Source organism: Natronorubrum halophilum (assembly GCF_003670115.1).
In the GTDB taxonomy this organism is placed as follows: Archaea; Halobacteriota; Halobacteria; order Halobacteriales; family Natrialbaceae; genus Natronorubrum; species Natronorubrum halophilum.
This window is the reverse complement of the sequence record NZ_QQTY01000004.1, coordinates 218,765-241,300: the sequence shown is the minus strand read 5'-3', so window position 1 is coordinate 241,300 and position 22,536 is coordinate 218,765. Positions and strand designations below refer to the sequence as shown.

The following is a 22,536-nucleotide window of genomic DNA, read 5'->3' as shown; positions in this document are numbered from 1 at the left end:
GCGAAACGTGTGCGAACTCGAGACGACAGGCGAACTGGCGGCCGACGACGCGCTCAGCCCTCGATCGGTCGGCCGTCTTCCGTCGGCGGCGCGATGTGATCGACGTACTCCTCGAGCGTCGGTTCCTCGACGCGGACGCGGACGCTGATCTCGCCGAGTTCGTCCGGTTCGCCGACCGAGAAGTTCACGCGATCCTCGAACGCGGCCTGTTTCTTGAGTGCGAACGAGAAGGTGTCACCGTCGCGGTTCGAAAAGAACTCGCCGCGGGCGGTGTCGAGGATTTCCTGGCGGTGGAGCAGTTCGGAGAAGTGTTCCAGCGCGTGCGCTTCCGCCCTGATCTCGCCGAATTCCTCCTCGAGGTCGGCGTTGGGGAAGATGTTCGCCACGGCGTCGGCGACGCGGCTGGTGACTTCCGTGTCGTAGACCGGCGCCGTGATCTCGACGTCGACGCGGTAGATCTCGGTCATGATTGGTGGACCTCCGTGTTCGATTCGGATCCGGGTGTCGATTCCGATTCCGTCTCGGATCCGTCCCGGACGATCGTTCGGATCCGCTCGTGAAACGCCTCGAGGGAGTCGGTGTTCTCGATAACCACGTCGGCTCGCTCCATCGCGTCATCCATCCCGAAGCCGCGCTCGCGTTCGTCGCGGGCGGCGAGTCCTTCGCCACCGTCGTCTTCGCTTACGTCTCGGCCGCGGGCGTCGACTCGCTCCGCCCGGGTTTCGAAGGGGGCCTCGATACTAACGAGCGTGAACGCCTCGCCGAACCGGGTTTCGAAGGCGTCGACCTCGGTCCCCGATCGGATGCCGTCGACCAGCACCGTCTCGTGGTCCTCGAGGCGGTCTTCGATCATCGGCAGCGAGCGCTCGGCGATCGCCGCCGGCCCGTTTTCGTCGCGCAACGCCTGGGCGACTTTCCCGTGGTCTTTCGTCGGGTCGAGCCCGCGGTCGGCCGTCTCCTGGCGGACGACGTCACCCATCGTCACCACAGGGATTCCGTTCTCGCGTGCGACGGTTGCGGCCTCGCCCTTCCCGCTGCCCGGGAGGCCCACCGTTCCGATGACGTGCATCGAGCGGAGATACAGGCGAGGCTCGCATAAGGGCTGTGTTCGTCGGTCGCGGCGAGTCAACGCACCCTCTTATGAGGATACCGGAAGTTGCGCCCGACGAAACTCCGTTAATTACTATTTTCCCGCCGAAAGATGCCTGCAGAGTCCCTGTGAGGTGTGATCGTCGTATTTCATGGTCGCGGTTTTGATCCCGTACCCGTACGTTTCACGCACTGTCCGATTGTATCAATCGAAACAACGACCGCATTCGAAACGATTTCCCTCCTCGTATTAACAATCGATAATTCACTTGAATTAGCGACTATCGATCAAAACGGACTCTCCCCATTATTTATCACTCGCTGATCGCCTCGGGTGCACGCTATGAAAGCATCAACTCTCAACAGGCGTCGATTCACGAAGCTCGCTGGCGTCGGCATGGTTGCGGCAATCGCTGGCTGTTCGGACGAGGAATCGCAAGAGCCCGAAGACGGCGACGAGGGTGTCGGAGGGGATGAAAACAGCGATGGCGGCGTAGGCGGCGACGACGAGAACGGCGACGAGGGCGGACTTGGCGGCGACAACGAGAGCGACAACGAGAGCGGACTTGGCGGCGACAACGAGAGCGATGACGAGGGCGGACTTGGCGGCGACAACGAGAGCGATGACGAAGGCGGAATGGGCGGCGACAACGAGAGCGACGACGAAGGCGGAATGGGCGACGAAAACGAGGACGATGAAACCGGCCTCGGAAACGATGAGAACGGAACAGATGACAGCGAGAGCGGTCTTTAGGCACCCTCACACCAGCTGACTTTCGCGTTGGCTCCGCGCCTTTTTTGGACCGATATCGTCGGTTGGAAACCCGCGTAGTCGATTCGCCCGATGGCGATCGCCGCCTCGAGAGAGCCGATCGCTGATATTATGTCTCCGCTCGGCCGATCGGTGGTATGAATCAGCGATCTCTGCTCGTGCGTGCGATCTGGTTTCTCGCCATCGGCTGGTGGGCAACGCCGATCGTGGTCAACATCGCGTGGGCGCTGAACGTGACCGTCATCCTCGCCCCGATCGGAATCAAACTGATCAATCTCGTTCCGACGGTGCTCACGCTTCAGGAACCGCGCTCGTTCACCGCTCCGGCGGCGGCTCGTGGACAGCACTCGCTGGCGGTCCGCGCGCTGTACTTCGTGGGTATCGGCTGGTGGCTGAGCTTTCTCTGGGCCAATCTCGCAGCCCTGTTAGCGGTGACGATCGTCGGATTACCGGTGGCCATCTGGATGGTCAACCGACTGCCGTTCGTGACGTCGCTGTACCGATTCCACGGCTGAGCAGGCGCGGAAATCCACACTGCTTATGCCAATCCGTCATCGATTCGTACTCGAGGGCACGTAGCTCAGTCCGGAAAGAGCGTCGGACTTCTAATCCGACGGTCGTGGGTTCAAATCCCATCGTGCCCGTTATCTGCGAACAACGTGAGCAGTAACGGCATCGGGGATTTGAACGAGCCGACGGCGTGGTTCAAACCCCATCGCGTCTCCTCGAACCGACGGCGGCATCGCCCCCAGCGGTACCGCTCACTCGTCTTCGTCAAATTCCAAGTCGGTTTCTGTCTCCACTTTCGTAAATTCCGTTCCCCCGCACTCGCACCCATTTCGATTACCGATTGGAACGAACTCCCCCTCTGACTGCTCACGTGCTGCGTACGCCGAACCACAACTAGCACAGACTGCCATCATTCGGTTGCTCCCTTCTCCATCTGTCATCTCTATAAAGAAAGACCGTGGAGGGGTTAAGTATGGCGTCGAACTCCACAGCTGGTCGCTCGCCTGCTCGTTACGTACGGTGACCGTGGGTGAGTCGCGATGAGCGCCGGCGACGATCGCGATCTCGAGGAGAGGGATCAACCGCGGTCGATCAACGTCGCTCGAGCCACCGGTTTCCCGACCAGTCCGTCGCCGATACACTGATGCTTGCTGACACCCTCATTTGAAGCCGTCGGCAGCGCCGGTCGACGGCATCACATGGGGATAGGGGGAAAACCGATCATCGCACTGCGACGATCACCATCCCCGCTGCCGACACGCGTACACCCTTTCGTACCCGTCGGCGATTCGCACGACCGGTTCCGGGTCACCGCAGATAATTCAGGCCGGCGATACAACCACGCGGAGTCCGTCTGCCCGATATGAACGATACGGGCGTCGAAAGGACCGCACACACTGGGACCGTTGCTCGTGTCGATAGCATCACCGAACAGGCGCGCCGACGTGCCGAAACCGAACACGAGGTCGTCGAGTGGGCGGTCGGCGAACTCAAGTCGCTGATCGCCGACCGCGGGGTCGACCTCGAGCCGATGCTCGAGTACGCCCGTCGGAGCAAAGAGAGCCTGCCCGACCGTCATCGACGGGCGTACGAAGCGATGGCCGAGGTGTTCGACGTCGATCCGGCGGTCTACGAGGTGTACGTTTTCGCGTACTCGGATCTGTGTGAGGAACTGGCCGACGGAACGGGCAGATCCGAGAAGAATCCGAAGGGGTGTACGAACGCGCTCATCGCTCCGCCGAAGGTCGAGTCGGACGGCGGGATCGACACCGGCAGCGCCGAGACGGCCGCCGACACTGAGGCCGACGCGTCCGGTCCGCTCGTCCTCAAGAATCGAGATATCGCGGGCCGCGGAGCGCGGCCGAAGTCGATCGTCGAGCAGCCGCCGATCGACGATCTGTACGGCTTCCTGACGGTCGACACCTGCGGGACGATTTCGATCTTCAAGGGCGTCAACGATCGGGGACTGGTCGCGGCGAACACCTACATCGACCGCAAGCGAGACGATGTCGATCCGGAAGACCAGTTGCGAAACGGGACCGTCATCCGGACGCTACTCGAGGAATGTGCGACCGTCGAGGAGGCGCGGGCGGCGCTCGAGTCCCACCCGACGCGTCACCTGTGCGGTCAGACGCTGTTTCTGGCCGATGCGGACGGTACCGCCTTGCTCGAGATCGATCCGGTGGCCGAACGGATCGCCGTTGACGATGACCCCGTCGTGACCAGAACGAACCACTTCGTGAACTCGCGGTCGACCGAAACCGAGAGTTCGATGAAGCGGCGAAAGCGGACGCTCGAGCTATTCGACGGCAACGAGCAACTCGGTCGGGACGACCTGTGGACGTTCGCGCGGGATCACGCGAACGGTCCGGGGGACGATTCGATCTGTCGCCATCCGGAACCCGAGACGGACGAACCGCACGCCTTCGGTCAGTTGACGACCGCGAGTGCAGCCGTTTTCGAGGGTGGCTCGCCGGTTGTCGAAGTCGCGATGGGAAACCCCTGCGAGAGCGAGCGCACGCGGTGTGCGTTCGGCGACGAGATTCCGACCGATCTCCGGACCGGAAAGCGGTGGCTCGATCGACTCCACTGAGTTTCGGTCGCTCGGCCGGATCGATAGCGTGCCACGCATGCGGTTCGAGCGGGTTGACGTGCGAAGCAGGGTGATCGGCCGAAGTATAGCGGCGGAAAATCGAGTCGAAGTGTGGAGCCGTGTGACTGGACTGCTCTAGCCTCCTGTTACGCTGTGGTGATCGCGACACCCCTGCCAACGGGAATATCGTCGGAATCAGATACCGTCGGAATCAGGCACGAACGCGGTGGCGATCGAGGTCCGCCTCAAGTTGCCGTGCCGCCTCGAGTCGAAGTTTCTTCGCGCGTCGCTTCGTGATCCGCGAGTCGGGCAGTCGATCTGCGAGCGGCTCGTATGCCGATGGCACGAGTCCGAGTTCTCGAAGGTAGCGTCGGACGGACGAGTCCTCAAGCCCGTTGTGGATCGCGGCGTCGGTGATCTCCTCGACGGTTTCGAACGCGGGTAACACGACGCTGCCGTCATCAGCGCTGCCGGCTGCCGCGCCGGTCTCACCGACGGCGGTGCCGCGGGCGTCGGCGTACGTGACGATCGACCGGACCTCCTCGGCGAGTTGGAGTATCTGACTCGGCAGGGCGGTGTCGGGCGAGCGCCACTCGACCGTCGGCATCGCTTCCCGCAGTCGCACCGGGTTCCAGACCGCGTCGTAGGGATCGAACTCCTCGTCGAACGCGTCCGGGTCGACGCCGCGCTCGAGTGCACGCTCTCGAAAGCCGTCGTAGGCGGTCTCGAGGCGGTCCTCCCACTCGGCGACGCTATCGACGTAGGGCCAGAGCTGGCCCTGTTCGGGGCAGTCCTCGTAACAGGAGCGCCGGTAGAGGAAGGGACGTGCGCACTCGAGAATGCGTTCGCCGCGGTAGTACGACGAACTGTTGACGAGGGAAAACGCCGGATCGAGCGCCGTTAACGCGTTCAGCTGATCGACGACGTTCGACTGCTCGAAGTGAATGTGCGTGCCGGCACAGACGCGGGCGTCGTCGAACGACCGGCCGACGGTCCGGCGCTGGAGGTTCGTTCCCGCTTTCTCACGGTAGGGGATCTCCGCCGGCGAGGCATGTAACGGCGTCGCCAGCGGGACGAGTCGCTTGTTCTGCTCGCGTGCTGCGTCTACCACGTGTCCGACGCGGCTGACGAACTCCTCGCGGAGTTCGACCATCGACGTACACGGGGTTGTCTTGATCTCGAGCATCGGCTCAACGAACTCGGGATCGATCTGTGCCGAGAGATCGAGCAGTGTTTCGGGTGGAACCAGGTCGCCGTCGTCGTCGACGACCCAGTACTCCACCTCGAGGCTGGTTTTCATATGGATGTCTCCGTTGGAACGCGGTTGTTGCGATGGCTTTCGAGAACGCCGTCACGGGCCAGTGTGCCGGGCAGACGCCACGTCCAATCTCGCACGCCGTCGACAAAGCCGATACCGTCGCCCGGTCGTGTGGTGTGGATCTGAGGGTAGGAAGCAACTACGTGAATCCATTGAGCCTGCGTACGCAGGGCAACACTCTCGTAAACAGGGTTTTAGCGCCCTAATGGCGCCGAATTCGGCGATATCCCCAGTTCGTTCAACCGCGATCGCGAGGGGGTGATCTCCTCGTCCCGTCCCACTAACCCGAGTGTTACGTGGTTGTTCGTGGGTCGGTGCTAGGTTCATACTGCTGCAGTAACACTGTGTAACTACACGTGAGCAACGAGACGACTGCGGACGACAACGGAACTGACGCATCGGTAATCGTCGTCGGCGGCGGCCCCGCCGGACTGAGCGCGGCGCTGTTTACGGCGAAAAACGGCCTCGAGACGACGGTGTTCGACGCCGACGCGACGTGGATGCACAAGGCCCACCTGTTCAACTACCTCGGCATCGGTTCGGTCGGCGGCAGCGAATTCCTGGCGACGGCGCGCCAGCAGGTCGACGACTTCGGTACCGATCGACACCAGGACGAACCGGTGACCGCCGTAAGCGAGACCGGAGACGGGTTCGCCGTCGAGAGCGAGGACGGAACGTACGACGCGGACTACGTCGTCCTCGCGACGGGTGCGAACCGCGACCTCGCCGACGAACTCGGCTGCGAGTTCACCGATTCGGACGTCGTCGACGTCGGCGTCGACATGGAAACGAGCGTCGAGAACGTCTACGCGACGGGCGCGATGGTTCGTCCGGAGGAGTGGCAGGCGGCTATCTCCGTCGGCGACGGTGCCGCCGCGGCGCTCAACATCCTCTCGAACGTAAAGGGAGAGCACTTCCACGACTTCGACGTTCCCGCGGACGCCGAGCGCGTCTTCGGCGAACTCGTCGCGGAGTAAACTCCATCATGTCCAACGAATCCCGGAACCCGGTCACGCCCGAACCGCCCGACAGCCCCGTCCACACGACGGGGACCGACCACATCACCATCTGGGGGAGCAACGAGGCGGACACGATCGCGTTCTATCGCGACCTCCTCGGCATGCCCCTCGTCTTGCGGCAGCCGAACCTCGACGATCCGTCCCAGACGCACCTGTTTTTCGATACGGGCGACGGGCGCATCCTCACGTTCTTCGTGAGCGACGACCGTCCCTCGAACCGCCGGGGACAGCGCGGCGGCGTCGGTGCCGTCCACCACCTCTGTTTCAGCGTCGCTCCCGATGAGTACGAGGACACGATGGACGCCCTCGAGGCTGCGGGTCACCAGTACAACGTCTTCGACCGCGGCATCTTCCACTCGATCTACACCACGGACAACAACGGCCTCGTCATCGAACTCTCGACGGACAAGTACGAGGTTCCGAACGACCGCCGCGGCGAGGTCCTGGCGAAAGCCCAGGCGCTTCGCGAGGAAGACGGCGCCGAGTACGCCAAGGACGAACACCTCCGCGGCGCGATCGAGGCGGTCGGCCTCGAGGTCGTCGAAAACGACCTGCCGGACGCGAGCACGGGCGTCGGTGGTGTCGAATGAGCGCGACCATCGGTGGTGAGGGATGACCGCGAGCGCGGATGCGGACGGCCCACATCAGGGCCAACCGCTCGTCACCGGTGGAACGGACCTCGAGGACGCGTCCGCCGCGCTCGTACTCGTCCACGGGCGCGGCGCGACCGCGCGGAGTATCGTGCAACTGGGTACCGAAGTCCATCGGGACGGCGTCGCCCTGTTAGCGCCACAGGCGGCGCGAAACACCTGGTACCCGAACTCGTTTCTCGCCCCCGTCGAGCGAAACGAGCCCGGCCGAACCTCCGGGATCCGGGCCATCAGCGATGCGATCGAGGAGGCCGACGAGGCCGGTATTCCGACCGAGCGCGTCATGCTGGTCGGTTTCTCGCAGGGTGCCTGTCTCGCCAGCGAGTTCCTCGCCCGCAACCCGCGACGCTACGGCGGGCTCGCAGTCCTGAGCGGCGGACTCATCGGCGAGGAACTCGACGCGGAGTATCCCGGCGATCTCGAGGGAACGCCGGTGTTCCTCGGCTGCAGCGACGTCGATCCGCACATTCCCCAGGAGCGGGTCCACGACACCGCCGACGTGCTCGAGTCCATGAACGCCGACGTCACCGAACGACTCTACGAAGGGATGGGCCACGGCGTCAACGAGGACGAACTCGAGTTCGTCTCGGGGATGGTCGCTGATCTCGTCGAGTAACCCGGCGACGGCGAACGGCGCAGCGTGAACCGCCTCGGCCGATTATTTGCGGCTACCGGGTGATATCCCCGAGTGACGTTTCCGAGCGTGATCTCGGACTCGACCGTACACCATCCGACGAAGTATCCGTTTCCCGGACAGTCATCCCGAACGGAGGTCACGCTTCTGATATACTGTTATTTATGCCGCTCACCCACTTACGGCCAGTAATGACTCCAAACAGCACGGACAGGCGGACGTTCCTGTCGGGGATCGCCGGAACGGTTGTGGCCGCGTCCATCGCCGGCTGTCTGGGTAGCGAAGACGAGGACCCCGAGCCCGAACCCGTCGTGGACGAAGCCGAGTCGCTCGAGGGCGACACCGATCCCGACGCGTGGGCGGACGTACAGGAAATTCGGTTCGACGGCTGGGTCGGCGGTTGGGTCGGCGCTGAACCGGCTGCCATCGATCGCGTCGAGAATCCGACGCTCGTGCTCTTCGAGGGACGGGAGTACCGGATCACCTGGGAGAATCAGGACGGCGTCCATCACAACTTCGCGTTCTGGGACGAGAACGAGGAGGTCGTCGAGGACTACTCGACCGACGGTAACGAGACGCTCGGTGAACTCGAAACGCTCGCGTTCACGGCGACGGCCGAGATGGAGACGTATCGGTGTGAGTACCAGCAAGAACGACAGAAAGGCGACGTCAAAATCGTCACGGACAACTGATCGGGCTGGAGCGATGACGCCGCCGTTCGAACCGATGGTGTTGTTCGCGGCGGTCGCCTCGCTGTTGTATCTCCTGTTCTGGTGGGTGTTTTGGGTCGTCCTCGCGGACGACGGCGTCGAGTTACGCTACTCCGAAGAGGACGCGCCGTGATCGGATTATCTGACGACGGTGACCGAGACGGGGGCGCGGCGGACGATCTGCTCGGCGACGCTCCCGAGCAGGATGCGGGAGACGCCCGCCCGACCGTGACTGCCGACGATAATGTGGTCGATGTCGTGGTCTTCCGCGTACTCGACGACCGCTCGAGCGGGGTCTCCGATAGCAGTTTCCGTCCGAAAGTCGACGTCGTCGGTCCCGTCGAGATCCGTCACGTCCTCGCGTAGCTTCCGAGAGGCCGATTCCTCGCGGTCCCTTATCGTATCCTGGAGCATATTGATCCCCGCTTCGGTGAAGCTATCGGCCAGTTCGACGACGCGAAGCAGGACGATTTCCTCGTCGGAATGGGAAGCGAACGCGTGTTTCGCTGCCTTCCGTGCGGGCGCGGAGCCGTCGTACGCGACGAGTACAGCCATACGTCCAGTAGCTATCGGAGGGCCATAAACACAGCCGATATTACGACGAGGAGGCAACATCGCTCTGACCGGGACTCGAGCGCCCTCGTCCCTTCCGCCTCAAAATCGTCTCTACTTCCGCCTCGAAACCGTCTCTACGGCTCGCGTCGCTCGCCATTTCGATCCGAGAGCTTCGCGACGCTCAGCTCTCGCTCTCCTCGAACCGGAAGGTGCCAGTCCGAACTTTTTCCGCTCGGATTGCCACAGGCAACCCTCGCGCAAAAACTTCGATGAAAAAACACGACTCACTCCGTTCGTCGCGTCTTTCCCCTCGAAACGCTCTCTACGGCTCGCGTCGCTCGCCGTTTCGATCCGAGATCTTCGCGACGCTCAGCTCTCGCTCTCCTCGAACCGGAAGGTGCCGTCTCGCTGTACGACCTCGCCGTCCACTTCGATGAACGAGTCCTCGCTCATGTCGACGATCATATCGACGTGCACGGCGGAGTCGTTCGCCTCGTTGCCCTCGCCGACGGTGTCGTCGTAGGCTCGTCCGACGGCCATGTGGACCGTATCGCCCATCTTCTCGTCGAACAGCATGTTGTAGGTGAAGCGATCGATGTCGCGGTTCATCCCGATCCCGAGTTCGCCGAGTCGACGCGCGCCCTCGTCCGTGTTGAGGACTTCCGTCAGCACCTCCTCGTTTTTCGCCGCCGAGTGGGAGACGACGTCGCCGCCCTCGAACTCGAGGTAGACGTCGGTGATCTCCCGGCCCTGGTGGTACAGCGGCATGTCGAACAGCACCTCGCCCTCGACGCTGTCGGGTTGGGGGGCGGTAAAGACCTCGCCGCCGGGGAGGTTGTGCTCGCCGTGGTCGTTGATCGTCGGGTTGCCGCCGATCGACATCGTCACGTCGGTCGTCTCGCCGCTCACGATCCGGATCTCCTCGGCGGGGTCCATGATCTCGACCATGTTCGCCTGGAGTTTTCGCTGCTCGTCCCAGTCCTTGTTGACGGCATCCCAGACGAACCGCTCGTAGCCCTCGGTGCTCATCTCGGCGAGTTGGGCGTTCGCCGGCGCGGGGTACTGCGTGAGACACCAGCGTTTGGAGAGGCGTTCCTCGAGAATCGGCCGGTGGGCCTGCTGATAGGCCGCGCTGATTTCGGGATCGACGTCGCTGGTCTGGGTGACGTTGTCCGTCGCTCGGATGGCGATGTAGACGTCGGTGTTCCGGATGAGCGCGAGTTCGTGTTCGGGCGTGTCGAAGTCGTCGTCCGAAGCGCGGAGGTAGGCGCGCCGCTGGCGCTCGCCCGTGCGCTGGCTGACCGCTATCGGGTTCGCGCCGTGATCGCCGATCACTTCGTGGAGTGCGACGACCAGATCCTCGGCGACCGGGTGCGCGTCGACGACGACGTTATCCCCTTCCTGCAGATCGACCGAGTGATTCGCGATGATCTCGGCGTGTTCGCGGATGCGCGGGTCCATGTGACACACGTCTCTCGAGCGCCGGCATACCGTTTTCGAATCGAAATCCGGTCGCGTCGGTCCCGTCGCCGGTTCACTCCCTGTTCGCCAGAAAAACCCCGAGGTAGATCGACGCGAACGCGCAGCCGACGCCCGCGAGGAACGCGATCGTGAACGGCGACTCGAGCGAGAAGGGGACCGCGTCGCCGGCCACCCACCCGACGAACCCGCTCACGACGAGCACGATCGCGCCGAGGCGGAGGCCGGTAAGGACCGGCCGGAGGGATGAACTCGACACGCTACTTCGTAGGTCGCCGACAGCCTTCCGTCTTCGTCTCGACCAGATCGCGAACGAACGACACCGACGCGGCGGTCAGCACGAGCGACAGCGGGGCCGCGAGGATCAGTGCGAATAGGAAGCCGACGGGGCCGGCGCTGACGAACAGCGAGAGGACGAGGGACCCGATGACCGCGACGGTGACGTGCCGGAGCGCGAAGCTGAGGTAGGGTCCGCCGTCGATCGCGAACCCGTACGATCGGCGGAACGCCTCGACGACGGACGCGTCCGCGACGACGAACAGGAACGGCGCGGCGTAAAAGAGGTAGCCGAGCACCACCGCCGCGGGGATCGCGACGAGGAGCACCGCAGGCGTGAGCAGCGCGAACGGCACGAGCAGTAGGACGGCGCCGACGAGGAGGAGCGTGTACAGGAAGAGCCGCGGGGCGTACTCGCGGACGCACGCGAGGAGGGCAACCCGTTCGCCCCGCAGTCGACTGTCGAGGCCGCCCACGTAAACGGCCACGATAATCGCCGCGATCGCGGCGTACGCGAACAGCGCGATCGCGATCCAGACGCCGGCGGCGCCGCTCTCGATCGCGATTCCGACCCCCTGCAGCGGCGTCTCGACGGTCAGTTCGGTGTCGCCGGAGCCGGTCGTGCCCGCCGGTCCGGTCGGGTGCGTCGGGTCGGCGAACGGATCGCCGCCCGGCGAGGATCCGCCGCCGACAGCACGGCGATCGATTCGAACGGGCGGATCGGGCGGATTGGCGAACGTCCACAGATCGAGAAACGGCGTCGGGAGGGCGAACTCGAAGTTGATCGAGACGCCGGCGGCGGGATCGAGCGCCCGACGGACGTTCTCGACCTGCGACAGCGAAGTCAGCAGCGGCACCAGTGCGAACGGCAGTAACCCGGGAAATCGATCGACGACGCGCGAGACGTGCCACCAGAACGAACGCGGCCGCGGGTCGTTCGAATCGTCGCCGTCCGTTGGCCCGCCGGTTGGCGTACCGGGCGGTGGCGTCCCATCGTCGGGGCCAAAATTATCGGGAACCATGCGTCAGTAAGTAATCCGGTATGGATTGAATGCTTCGGTGGATCGGTCGCGTTTCGGTTCACGAGTCGTCGATCCCGTAACGACACCATTAGGGCGATTCCCGACGATCTCCCGTCATGATCGATCTGCGCTCGGACACCGTAACGAAACCCGACGAAACGATGCGCGAGGCCGCGCGAACGGCCGACGTGGGCGACGACGTCTACGGAGAGGATCCGACGGTGAACGAACTCGAGGCGAGAGCGGCCGAGGCGGTCGGCAAGGAGGCCGCCCTGTACGTGCCCTCGGGGACGATGGGGAATCAGATCGCGGCGCGCGTCCACACCGAGCGAGGGCAGGACGTCCTCGCGGACCGCGAGAGCCACGTCGTGAAGTACGAACTCGGCGGCCTCGCCCAGCACGCGGCTCTACAGGTCCGCGCGCTCGAGACGGACCGCGGGGTTCCGACGCCGGAGCAAATCACGAGCGAGTACGCCCCAACGGATCTCCACCGCGCCGGAACCGGACTCCTGTGCCTCGAGAACACGCACAACACTCGCGGCGGACTCGCGATCGCGCCCGAGAGCATCGCCGCTGCGGCCGAGGCCGCCCACGAGCACGACGTTCCGGTGCATCTCGACGGCGCGCGGCTGTTCAACGCCGCGACGGCGCTCGAGGTCGCCGCGTCCGAACTCACCGATCCCGTCGACTCGGTCATGTTCTGCCTCTCGAAGGGCCTCGGCGCGCCGATCGGCTCGATGCTCGCGGGGAGCGAAGCGTTCGTCGAGGAGGCCCGTCGCACCCGCAAACTGTTCGGCGGCGGGATGCGACAGGCCGGGATCATCGCCGCACCCGGATTACAGGCGCTCGAGAACGTCGCCGACCTCGAAACGGACCACGAACGCGCGCGGCTGCTGGCCGACGGGCTGGCCGATATCGAGGGCTTCGACGTACAGGAACCGGAGACGAACATCGTGCTGGTCGAGGTCTCGGGAACCGGCCTCGAGACAGAGTCCGTTATCGAACGGCTTCGCGAGCGAGGGGTCGCAGCATCGCCCTTCGGTCCGACGACAATTCGGTTCTGCACTCACCGAGACGTCTCGCGGGAGGACATCGACGGTGCGCTCGAGGCCGCGGATGCGGCGTTCGGTGCCGCCGCCCGTAGCCGGTGATACGTTCACCCACCGATCGCTCGACGGCCGTTCGATCGGGTGTCCGTCGAATCCGACTGGCTACCGCATCCCGTCGCGGAACTCGAGGATCGTCCGACGGATGAGCAGGTACGAGAAGAAGACCAGTGAGAGGAGGATCAACACGACCGCGATGATGACGGGATCGTCAGGGATGAACTCGAGCATACGGTGGCGATACCGTGTCAGCGAGCAAAACCGTTTCGCCCTCGTTCAACTATCGCGCGTTCGGCACTGCGTGGCTCCGAGAAACCGACGAGCGTCCACTCGACGGTAACTAAAACCGTATTTTCACCTTACGCTGACTATATTGGCATAGATACCGTAGCTTGCAATGCGTCTCGACCGGCGTCCCTCCACCCGTCGTGATCGAGACGAGTCGCCCGTTGGCTCTCCCGAATACGGATCCTCACGAGTTCCGATCGCCAGTTCAACTCCGCGCGGCGGCCGACGGGGTCGGTGCGCTCCGTCCCCGTTACGGCTCCGTTTCGGTCGCGTCTCCGAGTTCGTTTTCGAACCGGCCGGTACGACCCGTGTCCCCGCTGACGCTCCGTTCCCCGCTGACACGTCCCTCGATGATCGTTCCGACGCCGTTTGTCACCTTCTCGAGAGTTCGAACGACTTCACGAGCGTTCCGTCCGGCTCGCGAATCGCTCCCTCGAGTCGGCCGTCGTCTGTACCCGCTTCGGCACCGGCCGGCCGCTCGAGGACGGCGAACCCCGGCCGATTTCCGCGCGGCTGGGCGTGACTGCCCGGGTTCAACAGCAGGACGTCCTCGGTTTCGACCACCGTCGGTCGGTGGCTGTGCCCCGAGATGACGACGTCGGCGTCTCGCGAGCGGCCGAACATCGCCAGCCCCGTCTCGCCGCCGTCCCGGCGGTGAGTTACCGCGAAACGGACGCCGCCTTCCTCGACCACGCGAACCGTCGGCAGTCGGTCGCGCACGGCTGCGCTGTCCGTATTCCCGCGGACGCCGACGAGCACTTCGCACTCGTCTTGGAAGGCCTCGAGCGCGGCCGCGGTGTTGAAATCGCCCGCGTGAATCACGATGTCGGCTTCGCGGGCCGCGGCCAGGGCCTCCCCCTCGAGTTCGTGTCCGCTCGCGCTGTGCGTATCCGAGAATATCGCGATCATAGTCGTCCTTCGGCGGTCACTCTGAGGTTCTTTTCGGATGCGGCTGGCGTCCCCGCACCACCGTGGCCCGGAGATGCGGTCGACTCCGTACCGAATCGGCGGCTCTAGACCGCCTTACACTTTTGGGATACCCCTTCGTAGTCTCCGCCGATGGCCAGTAGTACCTCCGTCGTCCTCGCTGCACTGTTCGCGAACGGCGCGATCGCGATCCTGAAGTTCGGCGGGTTTCTGCTCACCGGGAGCCCCGCGATGCTGTCGGAGACGTACCACTCGATCTCGGATACGGGTAACCAGATCTTCCTGCTGGTCGGGATCAAATACGGCGCGCAGGAGGCGAATCGGAGCCACCCCTTCGGCCACGGAAAGGCGCAGTTCTTCTACAGCCTGCTCGTGAGCATCATGCTCTTCGGCATCGCCGGCTGGGAGAGCGCCAGCCACGGCTACAGCGCGCTGCAAGAGGGTGGCGTCCATCGCGCCAGCGAGGACGTCACGCTGCTCGGTACGCCGTTCGATCCGGTCTACGTCAACTACGCCGTGTTGCTCGGCGCGATCGCGTTCGAATCCTACGCGTTGTGGAAAGCCTACCAGGGAATCAGCCGTCAGATGGACGAGTACGGTTGGACGAGCCTCCGCGAGGCATTCAGCAAGACGAGCGACGTGACGACCCTGACCGCGCTCACCGAAGACTCCATCGCGCTCGCCGGCGCGGGGATCGCCCTCTTCGGGATCTACCTCACTCGAGTCACCGAAAACCCGATCTACGACGCCGGTGCCGCCCTCCTCATCGGTATCATGCTCATGGGCTTCGCCGTCGCACTCGCCGTGGAGAACAAGCGGCTCATCCTCGGCGAGAGCCTCCCGAAATCCGACGAGGACGAACTTCGCCGGATCGTCGCCGACTGGGAGGGCGTCACCGAACTCGTCGACCTCCGAACCGTCTTCTTCGGTGCCGAAGAACTGCTCGTCACCGCCGACGTCGCGTTCGAACCCGGTCTCGACGCCGAGACGATCAACGAACGCATCACCGAACTCGAACTCGCCCTGATGGATCACGACGATCAGATCCAGAAAATCTACATCGAACCCGAAACCTGACCGTCCGCTGCCGTTTCCAGTCGCGTTACTCCGCAGCTCGTTCGCCCTCATCGTCTCGATCGTCGTACCCCGCGACGACCGTCGACCCCGGCGGCCGGTCGTTCAGGATGCTCGTCACCGTCGTCTCCTCCAGATCGACGGTCGACTCGAGGGGCTCCCAGCCGTCGTCGTCGACGGCGACCGCGACGTCGGTCGGACTCGCACCCGGCGGGAGCTGGGAGGGGTCGTAGACGAGCGAGATCTTGACGGCTTCGACCGCCTTCAGCCCGTCGAAGGACACGAGATCGACCGGATCCGAGAGGGCGTCTACGGGCGGCTCCCGCCCGCTCTTCTCGAGTCCGAACTCGTCGGGGACGACGCCCGCGACGACGGCGACGCGAGCACCGGCCTGCTCGAGTGTGAACTCCGCGACGTTGCTCGAATCGTACCCGGGGATGGCCATATCGGATGCGAGGGACGCGAAACGTTTGTCGCTGTACCGCGCGATAGCCGGCCGGTGATGGTCGACGGTCCGTCGGATCGGTGGACTATCGTCCCGAATCGGTCCTCGATGGGCCTGAACCGACCGGATCGATCCTCGCGAGTCCCGTACTCCTCGAGCGTGCGGGAGACGTTCCATAAGTTCGCGTTCGAACCGTTCACGGCGGAACCGATATGGTCGTTTCGGTGACAATTGTCGGGAGTCGACACCCGCGACCGGACGACGAATCGAGACGAACGCTTTTATCGAAGCGGGAACCTACTCACGACCGTGTCCGAGACTGCCGGGTACATGCGCTTTTTCCCGTACGAGCAGCCGTACGAGAACCAGCGCGAGGCGATGGATCGCATCCACAACTCGCTGTTGCGGGGCCAGAACGTCCTCTTCGAGGGAGCCTGCGGAACCGGGAAGACGCTCTCGTCGCTCGTCCCGGCCCTCGAGGTCGCCCGCGAGCGGGACAAGACGGTCGTCATCATGACCAACGTCCACCAGCAGATGCGCCAGTTCATCGCCGAAGCCCGCGCGATCACGCGCGAGGAGGATATCCGGGCGGTCGTCTTCAAGGGAAAATCTTCGATGTGTCACATCGACGTCGGCTACGAGGAGTGTCAGGCCCTGCGCGACAACACCCGGGCCGTCGTCGACACCGAGCGCGACCGCGACCAACTCGAGCGCCGCCAGCGCGAACTCCTCGCGGAGAGCCAGGAGGGCGACGGCGGCGCGGCCGACGCCCGAAGCTCCGTCATGGACGAACTCGAGAACCTCGAGGAACGACTCGAGGACCTCGAGGACCAGAACGTCTGCGAGTACTACCGGAACAATCTGACCGAGGACACGGACGACTTCTTCGGCTGGCTCTTCGAGGACGTGCGGACGCCGGATGAGATTTACGAACACGCCGAGAACCAGCAGTTTTGCGGCTACGAGCTCCTCAAAGAGGGGATCGAGGGCGTCGATCTGGTCGTCTGCAACTACCACCACCTGCTCGATTCGACCATTCGAGAGCAGTTCTTCCGGTGGCTGGGCCGCGATCCGGAGGACGTTATCGCCGTCTTCGACGAGGCGCACAACGTCGAGGACGCCGCCCGCGAGCACGCGACGCGGACCTGCTCCGAACGGACCTTCGACTCCGCGCTCGACGAACTCGCCGACACCGACGATCCGCGCTCGACGGACGCCGCCAACGCGCTCTCGGCGTTTCACCGCGCGCTCGTCGAGACCTACGAGGACTCTTTCGGCTTCGGCCAGCGCGGTCAGATCGGCGAGAACTGGGAGGACGTCTCCATCGCCAATGATGACCGGCGCGACGACCTCACGCTCGCGTTCCTCCAGCAGTACTCCGGGCAGGGGATCGACGCCGACCTCGAGGCCGCGATGGAGTTGGGACAGCGACTCGACGAGGAGTACGAGGAAGCCTACCGCGAGGGCGAGACGGCGACGCGAACGGAGTGCCAGACGCTTCAGGCCGCAGCCTTCGTCAGCGCGTGGATGAACGAGGGGACGACGGAAGGGTTGTATCCGGTCGTTTCCGTGACTCGCGACGCCGGCACCGACGAGGTCTACGGTCGCGCGGAACTCTACAGCTGTCTCCCGCGGCAGGTGACCGGCCGACTGTTCGAGGAGGTCTACGCGACCGTCTTGATGAGCGCGACCCTCCAGCCGTTCGACGTCACCGAGGCCGTGTTGGGCCTCGAGGAGCCGGTGACGATGGCCTACGGGCTGCAGTTCCCCGAGGACAGGCGGCGAACGTACGCCGTCGAGACGCCGCCGCTGTTCTCGTCGGACCGGGACGATCCCGCGGTTCAGGAGCAGGTGACGGAGACGATCCACGACGCCGTTCGGATGACGCCCGGCAACACGCTCGCCTTTTTCCCCAACTACAACGAGGCGGGACGGTACGCCGAGCGACTCGAGACGCGCTCGGAGAAGACCGTGTATCGGGACGAACCGGGCGAATCAGTCGAGAAGTTGCGCCAGCGATTCGTCGCGGACGACGGCGCGGTGTTGTGTACGTCGCTGTGGGGCACCCTCGCGGAGGGCGTGAGTTTCGACGGCGACGACGCACACACCGTGCTCGTGGTCGGCGTTCCCTACCCGCACCTGGATGACCGCGCCGAAGCGGTCCAGGAGGCCTACGACGCCGCCTTCGAGGGGACCGAAACGGGCTGGCGGTACGCCGTCGAGATTCCGACGATTCGGAAGACCAGACAGGCCCTCGGCCGAGTTATCCGCTCGCCCGAGGACGTCGGCGTTCGCGCGCTGCTCGACCGTCGCTACTCGCGATCGGCCAAATCAGATCTCGGTCGGTACAGCGTCAACAGCACGTTCCCACACGAGGAACGCGAGGAACTGATCGATCTCGATCCGGGAAAGCTGAAGTTCGCGATGCGCAACTTCTACGGCGACCACGACACCTACGACGGCGAACTGCCGGCACCGTGACGACCCGCCGCCCGAGCCGTGTTTTCCGCCCGATTCAGGCCGCTTCGATGGTGACGTGGGCCACGCCGTTCGTGACGATGACGATGTGCTGACCGTCCTCACCGATCGTCACGTCGAACGTTTCGGAATCCGAGATCGAGCGCGTCTCGATCGGGCCGTTGTCCGCGTGGTCGAGTCGGAAACTAATGGAATCCGATTCGACGTTCGTTTCCGCATCGACCTCGGCGACCTCCTCGACGTCGACGGTCACGGTCAACTCGTCTCCGGCGTCGGCGGAAAACGTCGCCGTGTCTTCGTCTTGCACCGTCGTGTCGATACCCTCGTCTCCGAAGAGATCGGTTACCTCACTACAGCCAGCCACGAGCACCACTGCCGAACTCGAAAGGAGCGAACGACGGTACATGTCTCGAGGTACCGAGACCGCCGAGTAATAGCTCCCGGAGGACTCACGATTCGATTCCGATGCTGATTCAGGCCGCAACGAGACGCGACTCACGCCGGGAGCGAGACGCGACTCACCGGCAGTTTGTAGGTTCCGTCCCAGAACTCGAGTTCGCTGACCGTCCACCGGATCGGTTCGATCTCGCGGTTGGCGAGTCGCTTCGCGGTCTCTACGTCGCCGCCGCGGGCCAGCGTGACGTGGGGGACGTAATCGGCACCCTCGAGTCCTTCGACGGTCCCGAACGTATCCGTGAGAGTAGCGTGGATCGACTCGAGGCCGGGGCTCTCGACGGCGAGGTAGACGACGGGGGCCGACCCGAGTGGCGGGTCCGGAAAGTAGTCGAGCCCCGTAATTCGGGCTTCGACGGCGGGGGAGCCCTCGAGCGCGCGGTGGGCGCGGTGTTGTAGCTGGGCGACGTGATCGGTGTCGCCGAGCCGTTTGAGCAGACAGGAGTGGTCCTCGCGGACGTGATCGAAGCCGACGAGTTCGGGGTAGAGTTCGTTGGCGAGCGTTCGAACGCGGCCGGGGACTGGGACGTTGACGCTGTACACTTCACCGGCTGTAGGGGCGATCGCCGTATGAGTGTGGCGTTCCCGACGGGTTAGAGCCGATCGAGGAGCCACAGGACGACCACCAGAGCGACGACCAACAGGAGGATGGGCGTCAACAGCTGAGCGATCCACCCGACGACGATTCCGATGATCTGGAGGGCGAGCAAGACGGCGATCAGCGCGAGGACGATCTTCAGCAGAGTTTCGACCTCGAGTTTGCCACGTACGTCGAACATACATTCACGAACGCGTGACAGTTTGAAAAATACATCGTTGTCGTCGGAAAGACCTATTTGGTCGGCTACGACAATTCATTGTAATGGATGCGAAGGGGCTTCGGGCCCTGGTATGGGTGCTCGTGGGTATCGGTTGCGTCGTCGCGTTACTCCCGGTCGCCTCGACCGGGGCCGTGGCCGACGTTGGAATCGCGGGAGCGACGCTGCAGGATACGCCTTCCGAAGACAACCGGCTCGACAGTGCCGACGAGATTCACATGGACGTGTTCGTCCACGAAAACGGATCGGCGACGTTCGTCATCGGCTACGAATTCGAGAACGACTCCAACGGGGACTGGGAGGCCCTTCGCGACGACATCGAGGAGAACCCGGAGGCGTACGAGACCGCTCAGGAAGAGCAGTGGAACGACATCCTCGTCGAGGGGGAGAACGCGACGGATCGGGAGATGGAGATCTCGAACGTTTCCGTCACCACGGATACGGTTTCCGCCCCGCGAGACCGCGGCTACGTCGAAGTTTCCTTCGAATGGTCCAAGTTCGCCTACGTCGAATTGAACCGGATCGAGGCGGGCGATGCGCTCGAGGGCTTTACGCTCCCCAGCGACACCTCGTTACGGATCTTCTCGCCCGAGGGGTACACTATCGAGGAGGTCGAACCGACGCCCGAAGAGGGCGACGGAAGCTCGGTCTTCTGGAGCAGCGACGGAGCGCCGTTTTCCCCTGACCCTCCCTCGGTGGTCATGATCGAGGAGAGCGATACGGAGCAGCAATCGCCCGATACGCGAGAGGGTCCCTCGATGCCGTGGCTGATCGTAGCGGCTGCACTCGCCCTGCTCGCGATCGCCGGGGCAGCCGTCTGGTGGCGCAGACGCGATCGAAACGATAGGACGGGGGGCGGTACCGGCGACGCGGTTTCGCCGATACCCGCCGACTCGATTCCCGCTGACGACTCGAACGGGCCGCCGCCCGAGTTGCTCAGCAACGAAGAACGCGTTCTCCACCTGCTCGAGGAGCACGGCGGTCGGATCAAACAGCAGGAGGTCGTCTCGGAACTGGACTGGACCGAGGCCAAGACGAGTCAGGTTATCAGCGGGTTGCGGGAGGAAGAGGAGATCGAGGTCTTCCGGATCGGCCGGGAGAACGTGCTCGCGCTGCCGGACGACGACGAGCGGGACTCCCAACCACCGTGAGCGTCCCGTCGACTCCCGCGTGAATTTCCACCCGAGAAGGGTGCCGCACGGATCGAACAATAGTTGGCTCACGGACTGAACGCCGCAATATTTGCTATTCAGCAGGATTTAATACCGAGGGCTGCCATAGCACCACCAATGAGTCGCGCCGTCGGTACCACGCTCGCCGTTTTCGGTACCGACGGGACTGTTTTACCGCGGCGACCGCGACGGCGACGGCCGGGCCTTTGAGCCCGACCTATCCCACACCCCTCGACCGGTTCGTTCCAACGATCCAGAAAACCCAATTTTCTTACGTAGCAGACGCTCTACCACTAATTTACGGAGATGGAATCAATGTGCTTAAGTCCCTCCTGCCGTTTTCCTCGAGTACGATATGACACGCGTTGCACTCGCGTTCTCGGGCGGACTAGACACGACTGTTTGTGTCCCGCTGCTCGAGGAAGAATACGGATACGACGACGTCATCGGCGTCACGGTAGACGTCGGCCAGCCGGCTTCCGAGTTCGAGGAAGCCGAGGAAACCGCCGAAGCACTCGGCCTTGAACACTTCGTCGTCGACGCGCGAGCGGAATTCGCTCAACTCTGTCTCGAGAGCGTCCGCGCGAACGCGACCTACCAGGGCTACCCGCTGGGAACGGCACTCGCCCGCCCCGTGATCGCAAACGCGATCCTGGAAGTCGCCGAAGAACAGGGCTGTACCGGCATCGCACACGGCTGTACCGGCAAGGGGAACGACCAGCTCCGGTTCGAAGCCGTCTGGCGCGACTCCGACCTCGAGGTCATCGCTCCCGTGCGCGAACTCGGACTCACCCGCAAGTGGGAACAGGAGTACGCCGCCGAGAAGAACCTCCCCGTCGAGGGCGGCAGCGGCGGCGACTGGTCGATCGACACCAACCTCTGGAGTCGCTCCGTCGAGGGCGACAAACTCGAGGATCCCAACTACGTCCCGCCCAAGGAGATCTACGAGTGGACGAACGATCCCTCGAGCGAGACCCAGGAGATCGAAATCTCCTTCGAGAAGGGTTACCCCGTCGCCGTCGACGTTCTCGGGAGCGAAGCTCCCGCGAGCCAATCAGAAGCGTCCGCTTCTGATGACGGCGTCGAGTACGATCCGGTCGACCTCATCGAGCACCTGAACGCCGTGGCCGGGGCTTACGGCGTCGGTCGCACCGATTCGATGGAAGACCGCATGCTCGGTCTGAAAGTCCGTGAGAACTACGAACACCCGGCCGCGACGACGCTGCTCAACGCCCACGAGGCGCTCGAGGGCCTCGTCCTCACGCAGGAAGAACGCGAGTTCAAGCAGCTGATCGACCAGCGCTGGTCCAAGAAGGGCTACGAGGGCCTGATCGACGCGCCGCTCGTGAAGGCGCTCGAGGCCTTCATCGACGAGACTCAACAGCGCGTCACCGGCACGGTCACGATCCGCTTCGAAGGCGGACAGGCCCGCGCCGTGGCTCGCGACAGCAAGTACGCCGCGTACTCGGCCGAACACGCCTCCTTCGACACCGAGACGGTCGGCAAGATCACGCAGGAGGACGCGACGGGCGTCGCGAAGTACCACGGCTTCCAGCGCCGTCTCGCGAACTCGGTGACCGCGGACGAAGACGAGGAAGTCGAGCTCGCGACGGACGGGAGCGGGCAGCGCGAGGACGACGACTAACACT

27 protein-coding genes and 1 tRNA gene are annotated in these 22,536 nt (G+C 64.1%); 14 read left to right on the top strand and 14 right to left on the bottom strand.

What is annotated here, in order from left to right; all coding sequences use genetic code 11:
• Positions 1-53 precede the first annotated feature (53 nt).
• Both DWB23_RS16685 and DWB23_RS16680 read right to left on the bottom strand, forming a co-directional pair.
• Entirely contained in the window at positions 54-467 is a 414-nt protein-coding gene (locus DWB23_RS16685; RefSeq protein WP_121743918.1) for an RNA-binding domain-containing protein, read from the bottom strand.
• Positions 464-1,069 (bottom strand): AAA family ATPase, encoded by a 606-nt coding sequence (locus tag DWB23_RS16680; protein WP_121743917.1) that lies wholly within the window; start codon positions 1,067-1,069, stop codon positions 464-466. The genes DWB23_RS16685 and DWB23_RS16680 overlap by 4 nt, the downstream gene beginning before the upstream one ends.
• A gap of 363 nt (positions 1,070-1,432) precedes the next feature.
• On the opposite strand from DWB23_RS16680, the gene DWB23_RS16675 reads away from it, so the two are divergent.
• The 4 genes from DWB23_RS16675 to DWB23_RS16655 all read left to right on the top strand — a co-directional run bounded on the left by DWB23_RS16675 (position 1,433) and on the right by DWB23_RS16655 (position 4,463).
• Positions 1,433-1,843, top strand: a complete 411-nt coding sequence (locus DWB23_RS16675) for a hypothetical protein (protein WP_121743916.1) — start codon at positions 1,433-1,435, stop codon at positions 1,841-1,843.
• A 155-nt stretch (positions 1,844-1,998) separates the two neighbouring features.
• A complete protein-coding gene (locus DWB23_RS16670) occupies positions 1,999-2,376 on the top strand; it encodes a YccF domain-containing protein (RefSeq protein WP_121743915.1) in 378 nt (125 codons plus the stop codon).
• A gap of 54 nt (positions 2,377-2,430) precedes the next feature.
• Positions 2,431-2,505, top strand: a tRNA-Arg gene (locus DWB23_RS16665).
• Positions 2,506-3,233: 728 nt separating this feature from the next.
• Positions 3,234-4,463, top strand: coding sequence for a C45 family autoproteolytic acyltransferase/hydolase (locus DWB23_RS16655; protein ID WP_121743913.1), 1,230 nt, complete (start codon positions 3,234-3,236; stop codon positions 4,461-4,463).
• 211 nt (positions 4,464-4,674) lie between these two features.
• Here the strand turns inward: DWB23_RS16655 and DWB23_RS16650 are convergent, their stop codons facing one another.
• A complete protein-coding gene (locus DWB23_RS16650) occupies positions 4,675-5,763 on the bottom strand; it encodes a glutamate-cysteine ligase family protein (protein WP_121743912.1) in 1,089 nt (362 codons plus the stop codon).
• A gap of 374 nt (positions 5,764-6,137) precedes the next feature.
• Here DWB23_RS16650 and DWB23_RS16645 point away from each other — a divergent pair, with 374 nt between their 5' ends.
• From DWB23_RS16645 to DWB23_RS23110, 5 genes are all read left to right on the top strand, one after another.
• Positions 6,138-6,758 (top strand): NAD(P)/FAD-dependent oxidoreductase, encoded by a 621-nt coding sequence (locus DWB23_RS16645; protein WP_121743911.1) that lies wholly within the window; start codon positions 6,138-6,140, stop codon positions 6,756-6,758.
• Between the two features lie 8 nt (positions 6,759-6,766).
• Positions 6,767-7,390, top strand: a complete 624-nt coding sequence (locus tag DWB23_RS16640; protein ID WP_121743910.1) for a VOC family protein — start codon at positions 6,767-6,769, stop codon at positions 7,388-7,390.
• A gap of 22 nt (positions 7,391-7,412) precedes the next feature.
• Positions 7,413-8,066, top strand: a complete 654-nt coding sequence (locus tag DWB23_RS16635; protein WP_121743909.1) for an alpha/beta hydrolase — start codon at positions 7,413-7,415, stop codon at positions 8,064-8,066.
• A gap of 209 nt (positions 8,067-8,275) precedes the next feature.
• The gene (locus DWB23_RS16630; RefSeq protein ID WP_121743908.1) at positions 8,276-8,776 is read left to right on the top strand and encodes a hypothetical protein; all 501 of its coding nucleotides are present in this window, start codon (positions 8,276-8,278) and stop codon (positions 8,774-8,776) included.
• Positions 8,777-8,789: 13 nt separating this feature from the next.
• Positions 8,790-8,927: a hypothetical protein gene (locus tag DWB23_RS23110; RefSeq protein ID WP_162989853.1), complete on the top strand. Its 138-nt coding sequence runs from the start codon at positions 8,790-8,792 to the stop codon at positions 8,925-8,927.
• A gap of 5 nt (positions 8,928-8,932) precedes the next feature.
• Here the strand turns inward: DWB23_RS23110 and DWB23_RS16625 are convergent, their stop codons facing one another.
• The 4 genes from DWB23_RS16625 to DWB23_RS16610 form a co-directional block, all read right to left on the bottom strand.
• Positions 8,933-9,349 carry a universal stress protein gene (locus tag DWB23_RS16625; RefSeq protein WP_121743907.1) on the bottom strand — a complete coding sequence of 139 codons (417 nt, stop codon included), beginning with the start codon at positions 9,347-9,349 and terminating at the stop codon, positions 8,933-8,935.
• Positions 9,350-9,718: 369 nt separating this feature from the next.
• Entirely contained in the window at positions 9,719-10,810 is a 1,092-nt protein-coding gene (locus DWB23_RS16620; RefSeq protein ID WP_121743906.1) for an aminopeptidase, read from the bottom strand.
• 73 nt (positions 10,811-10,883) lie between these two features.
• Positions 10,884-11,087 carry a hypothetical protein gene (locus tag DWB23_RS16615; protein WP_121743905.1) on the bottom strand — a complete coding sequence of 68 codons (204 nt, stop codon included), beginning with the start codon at positions 11,085-11,087 and terminating at the stop codon, positions 10,884-10,886.
• 1 nt (position 11,088) lies between these two features.
• On the bottom strand, positions 11,089-12,126 hold the full coding sequence (locus DWB23_RS16610; protein ID WP_121743904.1) for a hypothetical protein: 1,038 nt from the start codon (positions 12,124-12,126) through the stop codon (positions 11,089-11,091).
• Positions 12,127-12,242: 116 nt separating this feature from the next.
• Here DWB23_RS16610 and DWB23_RS16605 point away from each other — a divergent pair, with 116 nt between their 5' ends.
• Positions 12,243-13,277 carry a threonine aldolase family protein gene (locus tag DWB23_RS16605; protein ID WP_121743903.1) on the top strand — a complete coding sequence of 345 codons (1,035 nt, stop codon included), beginning with the start codon at positions 12,243-12,245 and terminating at the stop codon, positions 13,275-13,277.
• A 60-nt stretch (positions 13,278-13,337) separates the two neighbouring features.
• On the opposite strand, the gene DWB23_RS23785 is transcribed toward DWB23_RS16605, so the two are convergent.
• From DWB23_RS23785 to DWB23_RS16600, 3 genes are all read right to left on the bottom strand, one after another.
• Positions 13,338-13,463 carry a DUF7859 family protein gene (locus DWB23_RS23785; RefSeq protein ID WP_275086321.1) on the bottom strand — a complete coding sequence of 42 codons (126 nt, stop codon included), beginning with the start codon at positions 13,461-13,463 and terminating at the stop codon, positions 13,338-13,340.
• A 307-nt stretch (positions 13,464-13,770) separates the two neighbouring features.
• The gene (locus DWB23_RS23780) at positions 13,771-13,896 is read right to left on the bottom strand and encodes a hypothetical protein (RefSeq protein WP_275086320.1); all 126 of its coding nucleotides are present in this window, start codon (positions 13,894-13,896) and stop codon (positions 13,771-13,773) included.
• Positions 13,893-14,429, bottom strand: coding sequence for a metallophosphoesterase (locus tag DWB23_RS16600; protein WP_121743902.1), 537 nt, complete (start codon positions 14,427-14,429; stop codon positions 13,893-13,895). The genes DWB23_RS23780 and DWB23_RS16600 overlap by 4 nt, the downstream gene beginning before the upstream one ends.
• Before the next feature lie 150 nt (positions 14,430-14,579).
• On the opposite strand from DWB23_RS16600, the gene DWB23_RS16595 reads away from it, so the two are divergent.
• Positions 14,580-15,524 (top strand): cation diffusion facilitator family transporter, encoded by a 945-nt coding sequence (locus tag DWB23_RS16595; RefSeq protein WP_121743901.1) that lies wholly within the window; start codon positions 14,580-14,582, stop codon positions 15,522-15,524.
• Between the two features lie 25 nt (positions 15,525-15,549).
• Here the strand turns inward: DWB23_RS16595 and DWB23_RS16590 are convergent, their stop codons facing one another.
• A complete protein-coding gene (locus DWB23_RS16590; protein WP_121743900.1) occupies positions 15,550-15,966 on the bottom strand; it encodes a hypothetical protein in 417 nt (138 codons plus the stop codon).
• Between the two features lie 330 nt (positions 15,967-16,296).
• Here DWB23_RS16590 and DWB23_RS16585 point away from each other — a divergent pair, with 330 nt between their 5' ends.
• A complete protein-coding gene (locus DWB23_RS16585; protein WP_121744310.1) occupies positions 16,297-18,447 on the top strand; it encodes an ATP-dependent DNA helicase in 2,151 nt (716 codons plus the stop codon).
• Positions 18,448-18,481: 34 nt separating this feature from the next.
• Here DWB23_RS16585 and DWB23_RS16580 read toward each other — a convergent pair whose 3' ends face one another.
• From DWB23_RS16580 to DWB23_RS16570, 3 genes are all read right to left on the bottom strand, one after another.
• Positions 18,482-18,808: a hypothetical protein gene (locus DWB23_RS16580; RefSeq protein WP_338067828.1), complete on the bottom strand. Its 327-nt coding sequence runs from the start codon at positions 18,806-18,808 to the stop codon at positions 18,482-18,484.
• A 131-nt stretch (positions 18,809-18,939) separates the two neighbouring features.
• Positions 18,940-19,440 (bottom strand): 2'-5' RNA ligase family protein, encoded by a 501-nt coding sequence (locus tag DWB23_RS16575; protein WP_121743898.1) that lies wholly within the window; start codon positions 19,438-19,440, stop codon positions 18,940-18,942.
• 50 nt (positions 19,441-19,490) lie between these two features.
• Positions 19,491-19,676, bottom strand: a complete 186-nt coding sequence (locus DWB23_RS16570) for a DUF7554 family protein (RefSeq protein ID WP_121743897.1) — start codon at positions 19,674-19,676, stop codon at positions 19,491-19,493.
• 83 nt (positions 19,677-19,759) lie between these two features.
• On the opposite strand from DWB23_RS16570, the gene DWB23_RS16565 reads away from it, so the two are divergent.
• Entirely contained in the window at positions 19,760-20,866 is a 1,107-nt protein-coding gene (locus DWB23_RS16565; protein WP_121743896.1) for a DUF7343 domain-containing protein, read from the top strand.
• 376 nt (positions 20,867-21,242) lie between these two features.
• On the top strand, positions 21,243-22,532 hold the full coding sequence (locus DWB23_RS16560; RefSeq protein WP_121743895.1) for an argininosuccinate synthase: 1,290 nt from the start codon (positions 21,243-21,245) through the stop codon (positions 22,530-22,532).
• Positions 22,533-22,536 lie beyond the last annotated feature (4 nt).